The organism is Pedococcus sp. P2_E5, from assembly GCF_056403895.1.
In genome coordinates, this window is record NZ_JBFUEP010000026.1 from 40,290 (window position 1) to 58,273 (window position 17,984).

General features: G+C 71.7%; 14 protein-coding genes. 5 read left to right on the plus strand and 9 right to left on the minus strand.

What is annotated here, in order from left to right:
• Nucleotides 1–15: 15 nt before the first annotated feature.
• From AC1DVZ_RS10550 to AC1DVZ_RS10560, 3 genes are all read left to right on the plus strand, one after another.
• On the plus strand, nucleotides 16–735 hold the full coding sequence (locus AC1DVZ_RS10550) for an endonuclease/exonuclease/phosphatase family protein (RefSeq protein WP_477618147.1): 720 nt from the start codon (nucleotides 16–18) through the stop codon (nucleotides 733–735).
• 125 nt (nucleotides 736–860) lie between these two features.
• Nucleotides 861–3,224, plus strand: a complete 2,364-nt coding sequence (locus tag AC1DVZ_RS10555) for an MMPL family transporter (RefSeq protein WP_477618148.1) — start codon at nucleotides 861–863, stop codon at nucleotides 3,222–3,224.
• Nucleotides 3,225–3,266: 42 nt separating this feature from the next.
• Nucleotides 3,267–3,986 (plus strand): hemerythrin domain-containing protein, encoded by a 720-nt coding sequence (locus tag AC1DVZ_RS10560; RefSeq protein WP_477618149.1) that lies wholly within the window; start codon nucleotides 3,267–3,269, stop codon nucleotides 3,984–3,986.
• Nucleotides 3,987–3,998: 12 nt separating this feature from the next.
• Here AC1DVZ_RS10560 and AC1DVZ_RS10565 read toward each other — a convergent pair whose 3' ends face one another.
• From AC1DVZ_RS10565 to AC1DVZ_RS10575, 3 genes are all read right to left on the minus strand, one after another.
• On the minus strand, nucleotides 3,999–7,382 hold the full coding sequence (locus tag AC1DVZ_RS10565; RefSeq protein ID WP_477618150.1) for a BTAD domain-containing putative transcriptional regulator: 3,384 nt from the start codon (nucleotides 7,380–7,382) through the stop codon (nucleotides 3,999–4,001).
• Nucleotides 7,383–7,539: 157 nt separating this feature from the next.
• Nucleotides 7,540–8,955, minus strand: coding sequence for an FAD-binding oxidoreductase (locus AC1DVZ_RS10570; protein WP_477618151.1), 1,416 nt, complete (start codon nucleotides 8,953–8,955; stop codon nucleotides 7,540–7,542).
• Nucleotides 8,956–9,155: 200 nt separating this feature from the next.
• Nucleotides 9,156–9,860, minus strand: a complete 705-nt coding sequence (locus AC1DVZ_RS10575) for a hypothetical protein (protein ID WP_477618152.1) — start codon at nucleotides 9,858–9,860, stop codon at nucleotides 9,156–9,158.
• Between the two features lie 305 nt (nucleotides 9,861–10,165).
• Here AC1DVZ_RS10575 and AC1DVZ_RS10580 point away from each other — a divergent pair, with 305 nt between their 5' ends.
• The gene (locus AC1DVZ_RS10580) at nucleotides 10,166–10,672 is read left to right on the plus strand and encodes a hypothetical protein (RefSeq protein ID WP_477618153.1); all 507 of its coding nucleotides are present in this window, start codon (nucleotides 10,166–10,168) and stop codon (nucleotides 10,670–10,672) included.
• Between the two features lie 22 nt (nucleotides 10,673–10,694).
• Here the strand turns inward: AC1DVZ_RS10580 and AC1DVZ_RS10585 are convergent, their stop codons facing one another.
• The 5 genes from AC1DVZ_RS10585 to AC1DVZ_RS10605 all read right to left on the minus strand — a co-directional run bounded on the left by AC1DVZ_RS10585 (nucleotide 10,695) and on the right by AC1DVZ_RS10605 (nucleotide 16,131).
• On the minus strand, nucleotides 10,695–11,066 hold the full coding sequence (locus tag AC1DVZ_RS10585) for an MmcQ/YjbR family DNA-binding protein (RefSeq protein ID WP_477618154.1): 372 nt from the start codon (nucleotides 11,064–11,066) through the stop codon (nucleotides 10,695–10,697).
• 57 nt (nucleotides 11,067–11,123) lie between these two features.
• Nucleotides 11,124–13,229: an NAD(+) synthase gene (locus tag AC1DVZ_RS10590; protein WP_477618155.1), complete on the minus strand. Its 2,106-nt coding sequence runs from the start codon at nucleotides 13,227–13,229 to the stop codon at nucleotides 11,124–11,126.
• A 242-nt stretch (nucleotides 13,230–13,471) separates the two neighbouring features.
• Nucleotides 13,472–14,611 carry an RNA polymerase sigma factor gene (locus tag AC1DVZ_RS10595; protein WP_477618156.1) on the minus strand — a complete coding sequence of 380 codons (1,140 nt, stop codon included), beginning with the start codon at nucleotides 14,609–14,611 and terminating at the stop codon, nucleotides 13,472–13,474.
• Nucleotides 14,612–14,618: 7 nt separating this feature from the next.
• Entirely contained in the window at nucleotides 14,619–15,032 is a 414-nt protein-coding gene (locus AC1DVZ_RS10600; RefSeq protein WP_477618157.1) for a YciI family protein, read from the minus strand.
• Between the two features lie 166 nt (nucleotides 15,033–15,198).
• Nucleotides 15,199–16,131, minus strand: a complete 933-nt coding sequence (locus AC1DVZ_RS10605) for a lysophospholipase (RefSeq protein ID WP_477618158.1) — start codon at nucleotides 16,129–16,131, stop codon at nucleotides 15,199–15,201.
• 252 nt (nucleotides 16,132–16,383) lie between these two features.
• Here AC1DVZ_RS10605 and AC1DVZ_RS10610 point away from each other — a divergent pair, with 252 nt between their 5' ends.
• Entirely contained in the window at nucleotides 16,384–16,935 is a 552-nt protein-coding gene (locus AC1DVZ_RS10610; protein ID WP_477618159.1) for a dihydrofolate reductase family protein, read from the plus strand.
• Here the strand turns inward: AC1DVZ_RS10610 and AC1DVZ_RS10615 are convergent.
• The coding region (locus AC1DVZ_RS10615; RefSeq protein ID WP_477618160.1) for a helix-turn-helix transcriptional regulator at nucleotides 16,883–17,984 on the minus strand (1,102 nt) is incomplete at its 5' end. The two genes, AC1DVZ_RS10610 and AC1DVZ_RS10615, sit on opposite strands and share 53 nt — an antisense overlap.

Sequence of the window (17,984 nt, forward strand, 5' to 3'; positions counted from 1 at the left end):
TTCCGGACGACGTCCATGACGCTCACCCTGCTGAGCTACAACATCCACAGCGGCGTCGGTCTCGACGGCGTGCTGGACCTGCCACGCATCGCCGACGTCATCGCGGCCAGTGACGCCGACGTCGTGGCGCTGCAGGAGGTGGACCGTCACCGTCGGGCGCAGAGCCGGTTCGAGGACCAGCCGGGTCGGCTCGCCCAGCTGCTGGGCTTCCACCTCGCGTATGCCGCGAACCTCGACGACGAGCCCGCTCGCCCGGGTGAACCTCGAGCGCAGTACGGCACCGCCCTGTTGAGTCGTCTGCCGTTGGTGTCCGTGACCAACACCCTGCTGCCGTGCTTCCCGGGCAGCGAGCAGCGCGGCCTGCTCGAGGCAGCCGTCCGCGTGGACGACACCACCCTCCGCGTGCTCGGCACCCACCTGCAGTGGGACAGCGAGGCCGAGCGCACCCGGCAGGCCGAGGCGATCGTGGCCACCCTCGACGAACGCCCGACCGTCCTCCTCGGCGACCTCAACACCACACCGGGCTCCCCGGCATACCGGTCCCTGGCGGGGCGGCTCGAGGATGCCTGGACCGTCGCGGGGGACGGCGACGGGCACACCTTCGAGGCCGAGCGTCCGCCGCGGCGCATCGACTACGTGTGGGTCGGCGGCGGCGTGCGCCCCCTCTCGGCGCGGGTGCTGCGCTCGGACGCGTCCGACCACCACGCCCTGCAGGTGGAGGTCGCGCTGCCCTGACCTGCCTCCGCCCGCGGCGCGCTGCCGAACGGGCACCCCAAGTCAGTCCCAAGTGGTGCACAAGCAGGTGAGCCGACGCTGGTCCCGACCAGTTCACCGCTGCACCTTCCGAAGGACGACTCACCATGACCCGCTCGCTCTACCGACTCGGCCGTGGCGCCGCTGCCCACCCGTGGCGGACGCTTTCCGCCTGGGTGCTCATCGCCCTCGTGATCGCCGGACTCGCCGCAACCCTCGGCGGCACGCCCCAGGACGACTACAACGTCCCCGGCGCCCGGGCCCAGGTCGGCATCGACCAGCTGCGCGCCCACCTCGCCGGAGCCGGCAACACCGCCGCCCGCGTGGTCGTGCACGACCGCTCCGGCGGCCGGCCCACCGACACCGCCCTGACCGACCTGTCGAACCGGCTGGAGCAGCTGCCGCACGTCGTGCAGGTGTTCCCACCGCAGCGCTCCGCCGACGGCGACACGGCAGTCGTCAACGTCAGCTACGACGCGCCCGTCACCGATCCCGACCTCATGGGCAACCTCGAGCCGCTGGACACCGCCGTGGCACCTCTGCGCTCCGCAGGTCTGCAGGTCGAGCTCGGTGGGGAGCTGCCCGAGAGCGCGGCCGCGCCGATGGAGGGTCGCGGCGAGATCATCGGCATCGTCGCGGCCCTGGTCATCCTCGTGTTCGCCTTCGGGTCCGTGGTCAGCGCCGGCCTGCCGATCGCCACAGCGCTCGTGGGCCTCGGCGTCGGCAGCGCGGGCATCACCCTGCTCGCCGCGGCCACCGACGTCAGCACCGCCGCCCCGATGGTCGCGACCATGGTCGGCCTCGGCGTCGGCATCGACTACGCGTTGCTGCTCGTCACCCGGCACGCCGAGTACCTCGCCCAGGGCTTCAGCGTGACCGAGTCCGCCGGACGGGCCGCCGCCACGGCCGGTCGCTCGGTGGTCTTCGCCGCCAGCACGGTGCTTGTCTCGTTGATGGGCCTTCGGCTCGCCGGGCTGCCGGTCTACAGCTCCTTCGGGTTCTCGACCGGTATCGCCGTGCTCTGTGTGATGGCCGCCTCCCTCACCCTGGTGCCGGTGCTGTGCCGCTTCGCCGGCCGTCGGCTGCTGCCCCGCGCGGTCCGCCGTGGGGGCGCGACCCGTAGTGGGCGCGCCGCCGGTGTTGCCGGTGCCAGTGCCGCCGGCACCGGCGGTGAGGGTGGACCTTCCCGGATGCCGTTCACGGCACGGTGGGCGGTCAAGGTCGCCAGGCGTCCGCTGCTGTGGGCGATGGCCGCGGCGATCGTGATGCTCACCCTGGCCGTCCCGGCGCTCGACATGCGCACCTGGCCGCAGGACCCGAGCAGCCAGTCCACCGAGCTCACGACCCGGCGCGCCTACGACCTCGTCAGCGCCGAGTTCGGCCCCGGCAGCAACGGTCCGCTCACCGTCGTGGTCGACCGCTCCACGCTGGGGGATGCCGCCCTGACCAAGCTGACCCGGGATCTCGAGAAGCGCGCCGACATCGTCGCCGTGACTCCCGCGATCACGTCTCCAGACTCGGCCATCAGCGTCTTCGACGCCATCCCGGCCTACGGGCCGACCGACGAGCGCACCGGCGAGCTGGTGCGCAGCCTGCGGGCCCAGCTGCCGGCCGGCGCCGAGCTCACTGGCGGCACCGCCTTCTTCGCCGACATCGCGCAGCTGCTCGCGGGACGCCTCTGGGTCGTCATCGCCTTCGTGGTCGCCGTCTCGGTGCTGCTGTTGGCGCTGGTCTTCCGCTCGGTCGTGATCCCGCTCAAGGCAGCAGTCATGAACCTGCTGAGCATCGGTGCCGCCTATGGCGTCCTGACGGCCGTCTTCCAGTGGGGCTGGGCGACCGACCTGCTCGGCCTCGACCACCCCATGGCCGTGTCGAGCTGGGTGCCGATCCTGATGTTCGCCATCCTCTTCGGCCTGTCGATGGACTACGAGGTGTTCCTGCTCTCCCGGATCCGTGAGGACTGGGCACGCACGGGCGACTCGCACGGAAGCGTCGTGCGGGGGCTGTCCGCCACCGGGCGAGTGATCTCCAGTGCGGCGGCCATCATGGTCGCGGTCTTCCTCGGCTTCGCCAGCGAGGTGGACGTCGTGGTCAAGCAGCTCGGCATCGGCATGGCCGCCGCGATCCTGCTGGACGCGACGGTCGTCCGGATGGTCCTGGTGCCGGCCACCATGTCGCTGCTGGGCGACTGGAACTGGTGGGTCCCACGCTGGCTCGACCGCATCCTGCCGCATGTGCGCGCAGAGGTCACCGACGACGACCTCGTCCCGGAGCTGGTCACCGCGACCACGGCGACAAGGGCCACGACGGTGGCGGTGACCCCCGGCACCACGCCGGGCGACCCGGCATACCTGCCCGTGCCCGTGGGGGCGAACCGCACCGAGGGCATGGCAGCGAACCGCACCGTGGACGCGGTCCCTTCAGACGAGAACCTGTGGGACGACGAGCTCGAAACCGTCACCAGTCGCTGATCGCGACTGACCGAAAACCGTTGACCTGAAAGGAAACCTGTCATGACCACCACGACTGCACCCACCTGGCCGGAACAGCTCACCTTCCCCGGGCAGACGGCCGCCCACCCGGGCCCGGTCGACATGACGATGATGTACGTCATGCACCACGGGTTCCGCCGGGACCTGGCGGCGTTCGCCTCAGCGGCCGTCGCCACCCCGGCGCAGGCGCGGGCCAGCTGGCGGGCGCTGGCCGCGCGCTGGGAGCTCTTCGCCGAGGTGCTGCACCACCACCACGCGGGGGAGGACGCCGGTCTCTGGCCGGCCCTCCTGGAGCGTGCCGACGAGGCGGACCGCCAGGTCCTGGAGGCCATGGAGGCCGAGCACGCCGACATCGACCCGATCCTGACGGCGTGCGCCGCCGGCTTCGAGCGGCTCGCCCACCAGGCCGACGAGGACGCCCGGGCGGCCCTGGCCGTGCGACTGTGCGCGGCGCGGGAGAGCCTGGGGCGACACCTGCAGCACGAGGAGACCGAGGCCATCGAGATCCTCCAGCGGGTGATGACGAACGAGGAGTGGGAGCAGCTCGAGGAGACCCACTTCCGGGCCGGCGTGACGTTCGCGAAGGTCCTCGCGCTGGTGCCGTGGGCCGCGCACGGCGTCCCGGGGCCGCTGCGCCGCCAGGTGTTCGCGAAGACCGGTCGGCCGAACCACATCCTGTGGCTGCTGACCCGACGGGGCTTCGAGCGGCGCGAGGCCCTGGCCTTCCGCTACGTCGACTAGGGCCTCGTGGCCTCAGAAGGCGTAACGGGCCCGCTGGTCGCGCAACCACTGCGCGGCCAGCGGGACCTGCCATTCCTCGCACAGCTCCAGCGCGCGCTCGGCATGCCTGGCGGCCAGGTCCGCCTCGCCGACCGCGGCCGCCGCATGGGCGAGGTAGGCGTCCACCGGGCCCATCGCGTTGCCCGAGCCGGCGGAGCACGAGTAGCCGGCGAAGTGCGCCAGCCGGTCGTAGGCGGCCGACGCCATCGCGTGGTCGTCCAGGCCGAGCGAGGCCTCGGCGGCAAGACACCAGTTGAGCATCGAGAACCAGTCGTCGTCGTCGACGCGCACGGCGTGGGTCGCGGCATAGGCCCGGGCGCGGTCCAGCTCGCCGGCCCGCAGCCAGAAGACGAGCATCGTGGAGGTCACCGGCAGCACGCTGTGCTCAGCGAACTGCTCCAGCACCGGTGCCACCTCGAGGGAACGGCCCTGCCACAACCGCAGCGACATGAGGGCGCCGGCCGTGGCGTCCTCTGTCTGCGACAGCGTCATCTCCTGGTCCAGCCGGACGATGTCGTCCATCCGCCGGACGCACTCGTCGAACCGCCCAGCCATCGCCAGCCACGGCAGCTCCAGGCTGTCCAGCACGATGAGTCCGTAGGGCAGTCGCAGCCGCTGGGCCCAGTCCCGCGCCACCACCGCGTGCTCCCACATCTCCTCGACCAGGCCGAGCTCTCCGGCCACCACAGCCCGCAGCGTCGTGGTGACGACGTACGCGCGTTCGTTGCCGAGCCGGTGCGCGAGCTCCATCCCCTCTGTGACGAGGTCTCGGCGCAGCCGTGCCGTGGAGGGTCGCCAGACGGCGACGTAGGCGAGCTGGCACGCGTCGAGCAGCAGGTCGTCGTCGCCGATCCGCCGGGCCATCGCCAGACCCTCCTCGACGAGCGCCATCCGCTCCTCGAAGGTCGAGCCGTAGTAGATCTCGAGGGCCAGGCCCAGCATCACCCGGCAGCGCAGGCCACCGTCGGCGGGGGGCAGTCCCGCCAGCGCGCGTCGCAACGCCTCGACGACCACCGCGTTGACGGTGCCGTGAGGCCCTGACTGCCAGAGCGCGCCCACGGAGGTCACGGTGGCGGCCCGACCGAGCAGCTCGACGTCCGCCAGCTCGTCCGCGACGCCGATCGCCGCCTCCGCGGTGGCCACCAGGCCCTCCCAGTCGCCCGACCAGCGCTGGGCGTCGGCGAGGTCCATCAGCACGTCGTACCGCTCGCGTGCCGTGGAGTCGGGGTCCTGGGGCAGGGTGTCGAGCGCTGACCGGAGCAGGTCGGCGGACTCCTCGTAGGCGTGCAGCCTCCGCGCGAGGGCCGCCGCGCCCACGGCCGCCAGCCAGGCCCGCGAGGCGTGGGACGGGCCGGCTGCCAGCCAGTGTCGCGCCACCTCGGTCTCGCGCCCCGGCCTGCCGGCCAGCGACTCCCCGACGCGGGCGTGCGCTCGGGCGCGGCGGGTCGCAGGGATCGCTGCGTAGATCGTGTCGCGCACCAGCGCGTGACCGAACAGGTAGCGGTCGATGCCGTCCTCGCGAACCAGCCCGGCATCGAGGGCAGGGTCGAGCTGGTCGAGCAGGTCGTCCTCCTCGAGGCGCGAGATCGCGGCGAGGGTCGCGAGATCGAACTGCCGGCCGACCAGCGCCGCCCAGCGCAGGACCGACACGGTCTCGTCGGGCAGCCGTTTGAGCCGCCGGGCGAGCACGTCGTGCACCGCGGCCGGGGGGTCGGCTTCCGCGAGCAGGCCGGACAGGTCGCCGCCCTCGCGCGCCAGCCGGGCGTACTCCACGAGGAAGAACGGGTTGCCGTCGGTCCGTTCGCGCAGCGACGCGGCCTCCGCGGCCGAAGGCATCGACTCGCTCACGGCCTCGACGACGCGCGAGGCCTCACCCGCTGTCAGCCCGTGCAGGTCGATCCGCACCGCGTGCCGACGGGCGAACATCTCCACCGCGTCGAGGAGTGCGTCGGTGGGCTCGGGATGGCTGCGCCACGTGCCGAGGACGAGCAGCCGCCCGTCCTGGACGGTCTCGCCGAGCAGCCGCAGCACGCGCAGCGACGCGACGTCGGCCCAGTGCAGGTCGTCGAGCAGCACGACGATGGTGCGACCCAGCGCCGCCTCGGACACCGCCCCGGCGATGGCCTCCCACGTGCGGAACCGGCCACCACCGTCCTCGTCCTGCTCGGTCGTCTCGGGCAGCTCGCGCCCGAGTCCCCGCAACACCTGCTGCCATGGCCACAGCGGAGGCGCCCCGTCGTCCTGCGAGCACCGTCCGAGCAGCACGGTCGCACCGCGTTCGCCGGCGACCCGGGCCAGCTCGGCAGCCAGGCGGCTCTTGCCGATGCCCGGTTCCCCGACCAGCGCGGCGAGGGCCACGGCGCCCGACTCTGCCTGCTCGAGCGCGCCGACGAGCTCGGCCAGCTGGGCTGCCCGCCCCACGAGCGGCCAGGGCGGCAACGTCGGGACGAACGACTGGATCCGCGTGCTCGACCCGTTGGCGGCGACGGGCTCGGCAACGCCCGTTCCCCCGGCGGGCATCCCGGCTTTCGGTGGCGCGGAGAGCGACGCCGGCTGCCAGTCCAGCGCGGGGTCCTGCCGCAGCACCGCCGCCTGCAGGTCGCGCAGCTCCTGCCCCGGTTCGAGCCCGAGCTCCTCGGCCAGCACCTCGCGCACCTCCCGCAGCGCGTCGAGCGCCTCGGCCTGGCGGCCCGCTCGGGTGAGAGCCAGCGCGCGCAGGCCCCAGAGACGTTCACGCAGCGGGTATGCCGTGGTGAGCGCCTCGAGCTCGCCGGCGACGGTGGCGTGCTGCCCGAGCTCCAGGGCCGCCACCGCCCGGTCCTCCAGGGCGACGACGCGCAGCTCCTCCAGCCGGGCACGCTCGGCCACCGCGAACGGCGCATCCTCGAGCTCGAGGTAGGGCGTGCCGCGCCAGAGTGCCAGCGCCCTGTCCAGGTCGCCCACGATCGAGGTCAGCTCCTCGGTCGTGAGCCCGCTGGCATCGTGCAGGCGGGCGAGCTGGCCGATCCGACGGTGGGCACGGCTCACCGCGCTGTCGAACGCGGCCGCGTCGAGGTGGTCCTCGCCCACCCGCAGCGCGTACCCCGGCGCAACCGTCACCAGGACCGTCGACGGCGCCCGGGCCGCGCGCGCCGGCTCGAGGGTCCGGCGCAGGCCCGCGACGTAGGCCTGCAGCGTGCCATTCACCCCGGGTGGCGCGCCGTCAGCCCACAGCATGTCGACGAGGGCGTCCACCGACACCGGGCGACCGTGGTTCATGGCGAGCGCGGCGACGAGGGCGCGCTGCTTGCGCGTTCCGAGGTCCACCGGCTCGTCGCCGAGATGGGCCTGCACGGCACCGAGGACACCCACTCTCATTCGCCCGAGAGTACGCGCGGGGGCCGCGTTCACACTCGTGCTTTCAGGCGATACCGGCGACGCAGCCAGCCACCCCCCACCGAGCGGTATGCCGCGTGGTGACCACGCGGCATACCGATCCCCCTGGTCCCCCGTCAGGACGCACCTGCGCGTGGGGTCAGTCGGTGACCCGCCCGTTCTCGACCAGCCGCGGGATGCGGTGGTTGCCCACGAACAGGCCGTGCGGGTCGACCGCCGAACGAATCCCCTTGAGCTGCAACCAGGTCCGCTCCGTGTAGCCGGTGCGCGGGTCGACGTCGGTCTCGGCGAAGTTGAGGTAGCTGCGGCCGTTCGACCAGGGGGACAGCACCTTGGTGAGCCGGTGGGCGTCCTGCTGGCCCTGGGCAGCCAGCTCGGGCGTCATCGCCATGGCACCCGCGAAGGTGACGAACTGCCCGTCGAGCCTGGACAACGCGCCGCCGCCTTCGTGGGCCCGGCCGAGCGCGCCTCCGAGCTGACGCAGCTCGGCCATGAGCAGCGAGGACGACGTGCCCGCCCCCACCTCGGACAGGAAGGCGTCGACGGCCTCGTCCGGTAGGGAGCCCAGCATCGCCGAGTCGGACACGACGGGCGTCGGTCCCTCGGGATCCATGTGCAACCGCACCAACGACTTCGCGGGCACCCGCCCGAAGGTGTCGATCTCGGGGGAGAGGGCTCGCAGGTCGGCGAGCGCGGCCCGGCCCGCCTCGTCCGAGCCGAGCACGGCACCGTCGATGACGACGACCGAGCGGCCACGGAGCATCTCGGGGATGTCGGGGATGGGCGGCAGGTTGAGGATGCGGAACGACGTGGTGACGTCGTCGGGCGCGCCCGGAGCCCACTGCGCCCACCGGCGCAGCACGGGGTCCGCGAGCTCGCGGTCCCAGACGAGCATGCCCGCGTAGGCCGACTCGATGGCGTAGAGCCGGAACTCCAGGGCGGTGACGACCCCGAAGCTGCCGCCTCCGCCACGCAGGGCCCAGAAGAGCTCGGCGTTGCGGTGCGCGTCGGCACGCACGTGCTCACCGTCGGCCGTGACCAGCTCGACGGCGGTCAGGCTGTTGGTGGCCAGGCCAAGTCGTCGGGCGTACCAGCCGATGCCGCCGCCCAGCGAGTAGCCGGCGATACCGACGTCGGGGGAGCTGCCGTGGAGGGCAGCCAGGCCGTGGTCGCCGGCGGGTTCGGTCGCGTGCATCCAGAGGGCGCCGCCCTCGACGCGGGCGATCCGGCGGACTGGGTCGATGCTCACGCCGGCCATCGCCGAGGTGCGCAGGACGACGACATCGTCCAGGCCCTGGGCGACGAGCGGGCCGGCGTTGTGCCCGGTGCTCTGAGGAGCGACCCGCAGGTCGGCGGCTGCGGAGGCGCGTACCACCTGTTGCACCTGGGCGACCGTCGTCGGCTGCGCGACGGCCGCCGGCCGCTGGTCGAGGGCCGCGTTCCACGGCAGGCGTGCCGCGTCGTACCCGGGGTCGCCGGGGAGGTGAACGGCACCGTCGCACAGGCCGCGCAGGGACTCGGCGCGGTGGGCTGAGGTGGTGAGTTCGATGGTCATGGGTGACTCCTTGTTCCGCAGGTCTGTAGGTGTGCAGAACACGGTGCCCTCACCCACTTGGGCAGCACTTGGAGCCGACTTGGGGCGTCAGGCCCGGCGCTTGGTGCGGCCTCGTGGTCACCGAGGACCTGTTGAGGCGGCTCCGTGACCACCGGGCGGCACCAGGTCAGGAGACAGCGGCACTTGTTGCGTCCTGGTGGTCACCGAATGCGGTGGAGAGCCACCTCGTGACCACCGGAGGGCAACACGTCGCGCGAGGCCGGGGGCGTGGTGGTGGTGCGCCCGACCCGGATGGCGACGTCCGCCACCGTGTCCTGGAGCAACCTGACCAGCCGGTCGGCGACGTCGTCCACGCAGGCAACCGCGAGGCCCTCCACGGCATACGCGACCGTGTGTGGCGCGGTCTGGCGTCGGTAGGTCCGCTCGCCGACGAGGGGGACGCGCGCGTAGCGCTCCGCCCAGGCGTGGGCGTCGGGGGCCGACGCGAAGGCGGTTGCGCACCAGACGTCGAGGTCGGCGCGCACAGCGGGCCGGGTCGCCGCCAACCGCTGGGCGGTCAGCAGGCCCACCGCGAGGACGTTCTGGCGGCTCGCCGGAGCCACGGGGAGGGCCGCAGCCGCTGCCCGCGTCGCGATGACGAGGTCGAGGTCGAGGTCCGTTCCGGTGAGGCCGACGACGTCGGGGATGAGGGTGACCAGCCTGGGCCGGTCTGCGTCTCCCAGCGAGTCGTTGACCATCCGGGCGAGCGTGGCCAGCAACGGGTGGGTGCACGCCGGGTGGTCGCTCCAGCGCTCACCCGCGAGGAACGAGGCCATCTCCATGAAGCAGGCGCCCTTGCGGGGGTTGCGATGGCGTCCGGCGGACAGCACAGGGACCAGGTCTGGCAGGGTCGTCTCGCGGCTCATCGCATCTCCCAGCGCACGGTCGTGGTCACCCGCCACGCCGCCATTTCCACTATGCGCCGAGGAATCTCGGGGCGCCACCCCTCGCTCGGACGATGGCGGTCGGGGGCGCGCAGGCGTCGTCGGAACCAAACCGCAGCATCCACAAGGGTGGCCTAGTCCTCCTGAGGGAGAAGGGGAGCCCCTCGCTGCCGGATGTGTCGTAGTACGCCCGGCCCGACGATGGTGACTACCGGGAGGGCATCACCGAGTCCGCAGCCCGGCACCCATTTCTCGCCACCAGCTGGCTCTTGTGCAGGGAGTCCCGAATGACGGTCATCGAGCGCCTCTTCGACAACGCGTGGTACGTCGCCAACGCCTCACCGACAGCCCGCGACCAGCTCGCCGCCGACGTGACGCGGGCGTGGATGGAGCGCGAGTCGGCGATGAGCGACGCCGCCAGCGCCTGCAGCGTCGCCGGCGTGTCACCGGCCCGATCGGCCCTGGCCTTGTCGCTGAACAACGCCACCCAGGCGGCCTACGACCGAGCCAGGTCCCGGGCCGCCGAGGCCGCACGCTGCACCGACATCATCGGGGGCCACGCCTTCTGCGTGCGACGCGAGGTGCACCCGCACAGCGCCATGACCGTCGACGTGACCTCGTGCACACTCATCCGTCGGGCATCCCTGTCGGTGAGCGGTCGCGGCCAGGAGTGGAACGCCACCTTCTACGACCCTCAGGGCAGGCTCCGCGAGTCGTTCTCGACCACGCTCGGCACCGAGCCCTGGGCAGCCCTCCACGCTGCCTGCGAGTGGATCGTCAGCGGTCGGCTCTGAGGTCGGTCGGCTCTGAGGTCGGTCAGCTCGGAGGCCGTCGCTCGGCGGTGAGGCTCGCGAAGTAGGGGGCCGACACCGACTTGGGCACGACCATCGCCCAGGCGTCCAGCACGATCTCGGGCAGCCTGTCGAGCTCGAGGGCCGCCGTCCAGGCCTCGACCCACTGGTAGCGCAGGTCGACCTGTCCCGGCATGAAGAACACGTCGGGCTCCGACTCGACCAGCGCCGCCCGCTCCTCGCGTGGGAAGGCGAAACCCATCTCGGTCTCGTCACGGGAGAAGGCCAGCCACACGATGCTCCCGACACGGAACTTCACCCGGTCGCGGACCAGCACCTCGTAGGCGCGGGGCAGCGGCGCCGCGATGCGGCGCACGTCCTCGACGGTGACTGCCACCCCACCACTGTCGCACTCGGCGCTGACAGCGCAGTCATGCAGGAGTGCGAGAAGGCGTCAGTGCTCCGGGACGTTGGCCCGCAGCTCCTCCAGCCACGCGCGGCCCGTGACATCGGACGGCATACGCCAGTCGCCGCGGGGCGAAAGGGAGCCGCCCGCAACGACTTTCGGCCCGTTGGGGAGCGCGGAGCGCTTGAACTGGCTGCTGAAGAACCGCTGCACGAAGACTTCCATCCAGCGCCGGATCGTCGCGAGGTCGTAGGCCGTGCGGCGGCTCTCGGGGTACCCCGCGGGCCACTCGCCGGACTCCACGTCGGACCACGCGTGGAGCGCCAGGAAGGCGATCTTGCTCGGGCGGTATCCGCGACGGAGCACGTGGTAGAGCGTGAAGTCCTGCAACGCGTAGGGCCCGACCGCGTCCTCGGTGGACTGGATCTTCTCGCCCGCCTTGGTCGGAACCAGCTCGGGGCTGATCTCCTGGTCGAGGATCTCGGTGAGCGTGCCGTTGACCGGGCCCTCGAACTGGCCGCTGCTGACCACCCACCGGATGAGGTGCTGCATCAACGTCTTCGGCACACCGCTGTTGACGCCGTAGTGCGACATCTGGTCGCCGACGCCGTAGGTGCACCAGCCCAGCGCGAGCTCCGACAGGTCGCCCGTGCCGAGGACGATGCCGCCACGCTGGTTGGCGGCGCGGAAGAGGTAGTCGGTGCGCAGACCGGCCTGGACGTTCTCGAAGGTCACGTCGTAGACCTCCTCGCCGCGCCCGAACGGGTGGCCCAGGTCCCTGAGCATCTGGGTGGCGGCCGGCTTGATGTCGAGCTCCTCCCACGTGATCCCGAGGGAGTCCATGAGGTGCACCGCGTTGCTCTTGGTGCCCTCGCTCGTGGCAAAGCCCGGCATCGTGAAGCCGATGATGTCGGCGCGAGGCCGCCCCAGCCGGTCCATCGCCTTGGCCGCGACGATGAGCGCATGCGTGGAGTCGAGTCCGCCACTCACGCCGATGACGATCTTCGGCTGCCAGGTGTCGGTGGCGATCGCCCGCAGCCGCTGCTCGAGCCCGGACACCTGGATGTTGTAGGCCTCGTAGCAGTCGAGCGCCAGGCGGTCCTCGTCGTCGGGCACGAAGGGGAACCGGTCGACCTTGCGACGCAGCCCGATGTCACCGGCCGGTGGCTTGAGCGCGAAGCCGAGCGTGCGGAAGTCTGCGCCGTCGCTGGCGTCGATCCGCTCGGCGCGGCGGTTGTCGTCGAACGACCCCTGCCGGATGCGTTCCTGGCGCAACCGGTCGAGGTCGACGTCGACGACGGTCGCGCGGGCACCGTCAGGGAAGCGCTCGCTCTCGCCGAGCAGGTCGCCCATCTCGTAGACCATCGTCATGCCGTCCCACGACAGGTCGGTCGTCGACTCCCCTGCTGACGCCGCGGCATACAGGTAGGCGGCGTTGCACCGCGTGCTCGCCGACCGGGCAAGCAGGTGGCGGTCCTCGGCGCGCCCGACGGTGATGGGGGAGGCGGACAGGTTGAGCAGGACGGTGGCTCCGGCCAGCGCGGCCTTGGCGCTCGGGGGGACCGGGACCCACATGTCCTCGCAGATCTCGACGTGGACGGCCAGGCCGGGGACGTCGTCGGCCTCGAAGATGAGGTCCGGGCCGAACGGGAGGTCGCCCTCGTCGTCGGCGCCGGGCCAGTGCGGCGCGTGGAACCAGTCGCTGCGGGTGTCGTCGCCGGAGGCGAAGTGCCGCTTCTCGTAGAACTCGCGGTAGTTGGGCAGGTTGGACTTCGGGACGACGCCGAGGACCTCCCCGCGGTGGATGACGACGGCACAGTTGAACAACCGGTTGCCGTGCCGCAAGGGCGCGCCCACGACGACCACGGGAAGGAGGGTCCGTGTCGCGACCGCGACGGTGACCACGGCGCGGTCGACCTCGTCGAGGAGGACGTCCTGGAGGAGGAGGTCGTCGATGGCGTACCCGGACAGGCTCAGCTCGGGGAACAGGGCCACGGCGACACCCTCCGCGTGCCGCAGTCGCACCTGCTCGACGACGGCCTCGGCGTTGCGCGCGGGATCGCCCGCGGCAACCGGGAGGGTGCACGCCGCGACCCGGGCGAAGCCGTGGCGGTAGGCAGACGCGAAGTCCGGCGATGAAGCCCCGTGGTCCATGGCCCGAGTCTGTCAGAGCGTCCGGCGCGAGGACCGGCGAAGGGTTCGACGTCGAGCGGGACGTCGAGCCGGGACGTGGCCGCGCGTCATGGTTCCGGGCCATCGGACGTCTCATGGTGTGACCAACTATCGGGGGATGGACGGTCGTCACGAACGGCGGGCGGCACCCGCACCCTCCGCAGCCCGCCGCCCGCCGTTCGTCCTGGCGCCAAGCCTTCGGAAGCGGTCGGTCTCGGAGGCGGTCAGTCGCGGAGCCGCGCCGCCTGACGGGTGAGGTGGTCGCGCTCCGCAGCGCTGGTCGCCGCCCTGGCGGCCACGGCATACAAGGTGCGTGCCTGCTCGAGGTCGCCGGCCTTCTCGTGCAGGTATGCCGCGACGGCGCCGTGGCGGGGGACGGTTGCGTCCACGTCGGCCAGGGCTCGCAACCCGGCGAGGGGGCCGTCGACCTCACCCACGGCGACGGCGCGGTTCAACGCGACGACGGGACTGTCGGTGAGCCGGACGAGCTCGTCGTACCACTCCAGGATCTGAGTCCAGTCGGTCTGGGAGGCGGACCGGGCATCGGCATGGAGGGCGGCGATGGCGGCCTGCACCTGGTACTCACCGAGCTGGTCGCGGGCCAAGGCGTGCTGCAGGATCCGCACACCCTCGGCGATCGCGGTCGTGTCCCAGCGGGACCGGTCCTGGTCGGCCAAGGTCACGAGCTCGCCGTCCTCGGTGCGCCGGGACGCTCGGCGGGCGTGGTGCAGCATCATCAGCGCCAGCAGGCCCGCCACCTCTGGCTCGTCGGAGCTGGCCGCCAGCTGACGAGTCAGCCGAATCGCTTCCGCTGCCAGGTCGACCTCGCCCGTGTAGCCCTCGTTGAAGACGAGGTAGAGGACGCGCAGGACGACCGCGAGCTCGCCCGGCCGGGTCAGCCGCTCGCCCGAGATGGTGTGCTTGGCCCGGCTGATCCGCTGGGCCATGGTCGCCTCGGGGACGAGGTAGGCCTGCGCGATCTGGCGCGTGGTGAGACCGCCGACGGCCCGCAGGGTCAGCGCCACCGCGGACGTCGGCGAGAGCGCAGGATGGCACGAGAGGAACAGCAGGAGCAGCGTGTCGTCGGCCTGTTCGGTGGCGCCCGGCGCGGGTTCGTCGTGGAACCGCTCCTCCCGCCTGCGGCGGGCGGCCTCCGAGCGCACCGCGTCGACGTACTTGCGCGACGCCACCGTGACGAGCCACGCCCTGGGGTCGTCGGGCTGCTCGGAGGGCCAGCGCCGGAAGGCTTCCACCAGAGCCTCCTGCACGGCATCCTCGGCCGCCGCGAAGTCTGCGCCGCGGCGGACGAGGATGCCGAGCACCTGCGGTGCGACGTGCTTGAGCAGCTCGTCGAGGTCGCTCACGGGTGCGTCACTCGGTGATGACGGGCGGCTCGGACATGAACGCCCGGACCTCGATCCACTCGTTGAGTGGGATGCCGCCAGGGCCCGGGGCCGACGAGAGGAACGCCGCCGCCTCGTGCGCGCGCTCCACCGAGTCGACGTCGATCACCATCCAGCCGGCGATCAGGTCCTTGGTCTCGGCGAACGGGCCGTCGGTCACCGGCGGCTTGCCCTCACCGTCGTACCGCACGAACGCCCCCTCGGGTGAGAGCCCTTCACCCTCGACGAACTCACCCCGCTCGCGGAGGGTGTCGGCGACGTGGTGCATGAAGCCGATGTGGTCCGAGATCTCCTGAGGAGTCCACTGGTCCATGGGGATGCAGCCCTGGGGACTGCGCTCCGGACCGCCTCGGTAGTGCTTGAGCAGCAGGTACTTGGCCATCGTCATCTCCTTCGTCCGTGCCGGCCATTCTGGCCACCATCACCCCCAGGACGGAGCCGACGCAGCGTTCTCGACATGGTCACGCACGCCTTTTCCGGATCGAGAGGGCCCGACATGCTGGCGACTGCGCCGTGCGATCAGCGTGTCGCGCCCTCTCGACCGACTCTCACGCTGTGGGCAGGTGGGCGTCGAGCCAGCCGACGACCTCGTCCATCACCTCGTCGCGGTTGGTCTCGTTCAGGACCTCGTGGCGCGCGTCCGGCCACAGCTTCACGCTGACGTCCTGCACGCCATGGCGGCGGTACTGGTCCGCGACCTGCTGGACGCCCTTGCCCTTGGCGCCGACGGGGTCGAGGGACCCGGCGATGAGGTGGATGGGCAGCTCCTTGGGCACGCGGGCCACGACCGAGTCCGCGTTGACGGCGGCGAGCCCGCCGAGCAGGTCGACGAAGAAGCCGCTCGTGAACACGTTGCCGCAGCGCTCGTCGGCGACGTACTTGTCGACCTCCGCCTCGTCGCGGGAGAGCCAGTCGAACTTGGTGCGGTTGGGCTTGAAGGCTGCGCCGTACTGACCGAAGGTGAGCTGGTCCATCAGGCCGCTGGGGTGGCGACGGCCGCGCAGCCGGGCCTGGGCGGACGCGAGCGCGAGTCCGACCTTGCCGAGGGCACCGGGGTCACCGGCGGTGCCTGACAGCACCAGCCCGTCGAGCTCCGCGCCGAACCGGGTCACGAAGGAACGACTCAGGAACGAGCCCATGCTGTGCCCGAACAGGAACAGCGGCAGGCCGGGGTTCTCCGACCGCGCGTGCTCGGTGATGAGGTGCAGGTCGTCCACCACGGTGTCCCACCCGTGGTCGTCGGCGAAGTAGCCCGCATCCTGGGCGGTGCGCGCCGTGGAGCCGTGGCCGCGATGGTCACTCGCGTACACGGCATACCCAGCCGCTGTGAGCCGCTCACCGAACCGCGCGTAGCGGTCGGAGTGCTCGGCCATGCCGTGCGCGACCTGGACCACGGCTTTCGGTGGGCCGTCGGGCAGCCACCGGTTGACGTGCAGCTGGGTTCCGTCGGAGGTGGACAAGGTGATGGTGCTCGACTGCATCGGGCCTCGCTCTTTCGCTGGAGATCGCTCTGCTGGGGCAGCGATCTGCGTCGCTGCGCTGGGATGGTCGTCGGTGGTCGGTGGTCGGTGGTCGCTGCGCTGAGAATAGCCACGCGCGGCAGCACCCACCCGGGGACTTGCCCATTCTGTGGCGCCGCCCACCGGCTTCTTGCGCATTCCTCGACGCGATGAGTTCCGAGCGGTGGCATGGTCTGTATCGACGAAACCACCCTCGTGCGAAAGGCTTCGACCATGACCAGAAAAGTCTCGGCCCACCTGTTCAACTCCGTCAACGGCGTAGTGGAGTCCCCCGACCAGTGGCAGTTCGACCGCTTCGGGCCCGAGGAGATGGAGATGATGGGCAAGGCCATCGGCGGCGTCACGGACGTGGTCATCGGTCGCAAGCTGTGGGACGAGTGGTCGCAGTACTGGCAGTCCGCCGGTGCCGACGACCCGTTCGGCGGGTTCATCAACCCGGTGCGCAAGCACGTGGTGTCCTCGACCCGGTCCGGTGACCTCGGCTGGAACAGCACCGTCATCGACGGTGACCCGGCCGCCCACGTCCAGGCGCTCAAGGAGTCCGGGGGAGGCGACATCTCGGTCGTGGGCGGGATCGACACCATCCGGTCGCTGTTCCTGGCTGGGGTGATCGACGAGCTGACCCTGACGACCCACCCGGTGGCCGGGGTCGGGCGCCGGCTCTTCGACGAGTCGGTGCCCGTCACGCGTCTCGAGCTGGTCGACGGCCAGGTCACCTCGGTCGGGAACGCCGTCCTGACCTACCGGCTGCGACCCCAGGACTGAGCCGAGCCACCACCTCCGGGCGGGTGAGGACCAGGCCCACCAGCTGGGTCCGACTGGTCAGGCCGAGCTTGTCGCGGATGCCGTCAAGGTGTCCCTCCACCGTGCGCACGGTGATCACGAGGGCATCCGCGATCTCACGGTTCGACAAGCCCTGCGCGACGAGGCTTGCGATCTCCTTCTGGCGTTCGGTCAGGGCGATGGCGAGGCGGCCGAGGCCTGGGGGCGACGCGTCCGCCGCTCGCGGCCCCCGGGTGACCTCGGCGAGGAACTGGTCGGGGGAGCCGGACGCGATCTCGACCACGTCGACGGTCGTGATCGAGATGCTGGGCGTGACCGAACCGGCCGGGGGGAGCGTGCCCACCTCCGCGCGAAGGGCGACGGCCAGTCGCTCGGCCGCACCGGTGCCCCGGGCACTCACCAGCACCGCGAAGTACCCGAAACCCAGGGCAGCCACGAAGCGGTCCGACCCGCGCAGCCGGTCGGCGAGCCCCACCATCACCGTGTCCGCCGCGTCGATGCCGTCCGCGTGCACGATCTCGCCGACGTTCGTCACCTCGACGATCGCCATGACCACCTGCGCCCCCGGCGGCTGACCTGAGTGCCGCTCCAGGCTTCGCTGGACGCGGTACTCCAGCTCGGCCCGCGTCGGCAGACCGGTCATCGGGTCCCGGGAGAAGAAGGGATCGACGACGCTCGCGATCGAGAACGGGGAATCGGGCAGCACCAGATGGCTTCCCACGATGGAGACCACCTTGTGCGCGTCGTCGTGAAGACCCCGCGCGGTGATCCGCACCAGGACATCGCCGTCCGGGCCGGGTACCGACACGGCGACGCTCAAGGTCTGGGTGCGCCCTTCGGCGATGGCGGCGATGCCTTCGCGCAGCGGCGAGCGCTGGTCCTCGGGGAAGCCACGCAGCCACTGGTCGATGGACCAGCTTCTCGCGTCGGCCAGTCCGTACTGTCGAAGGATCGAGGGAGACAACCTCAGCCGGTCGTGCGCCGGGTCGTAGTCCCACGAACCGATCGCCTCACAGACCGCACCACCGTGC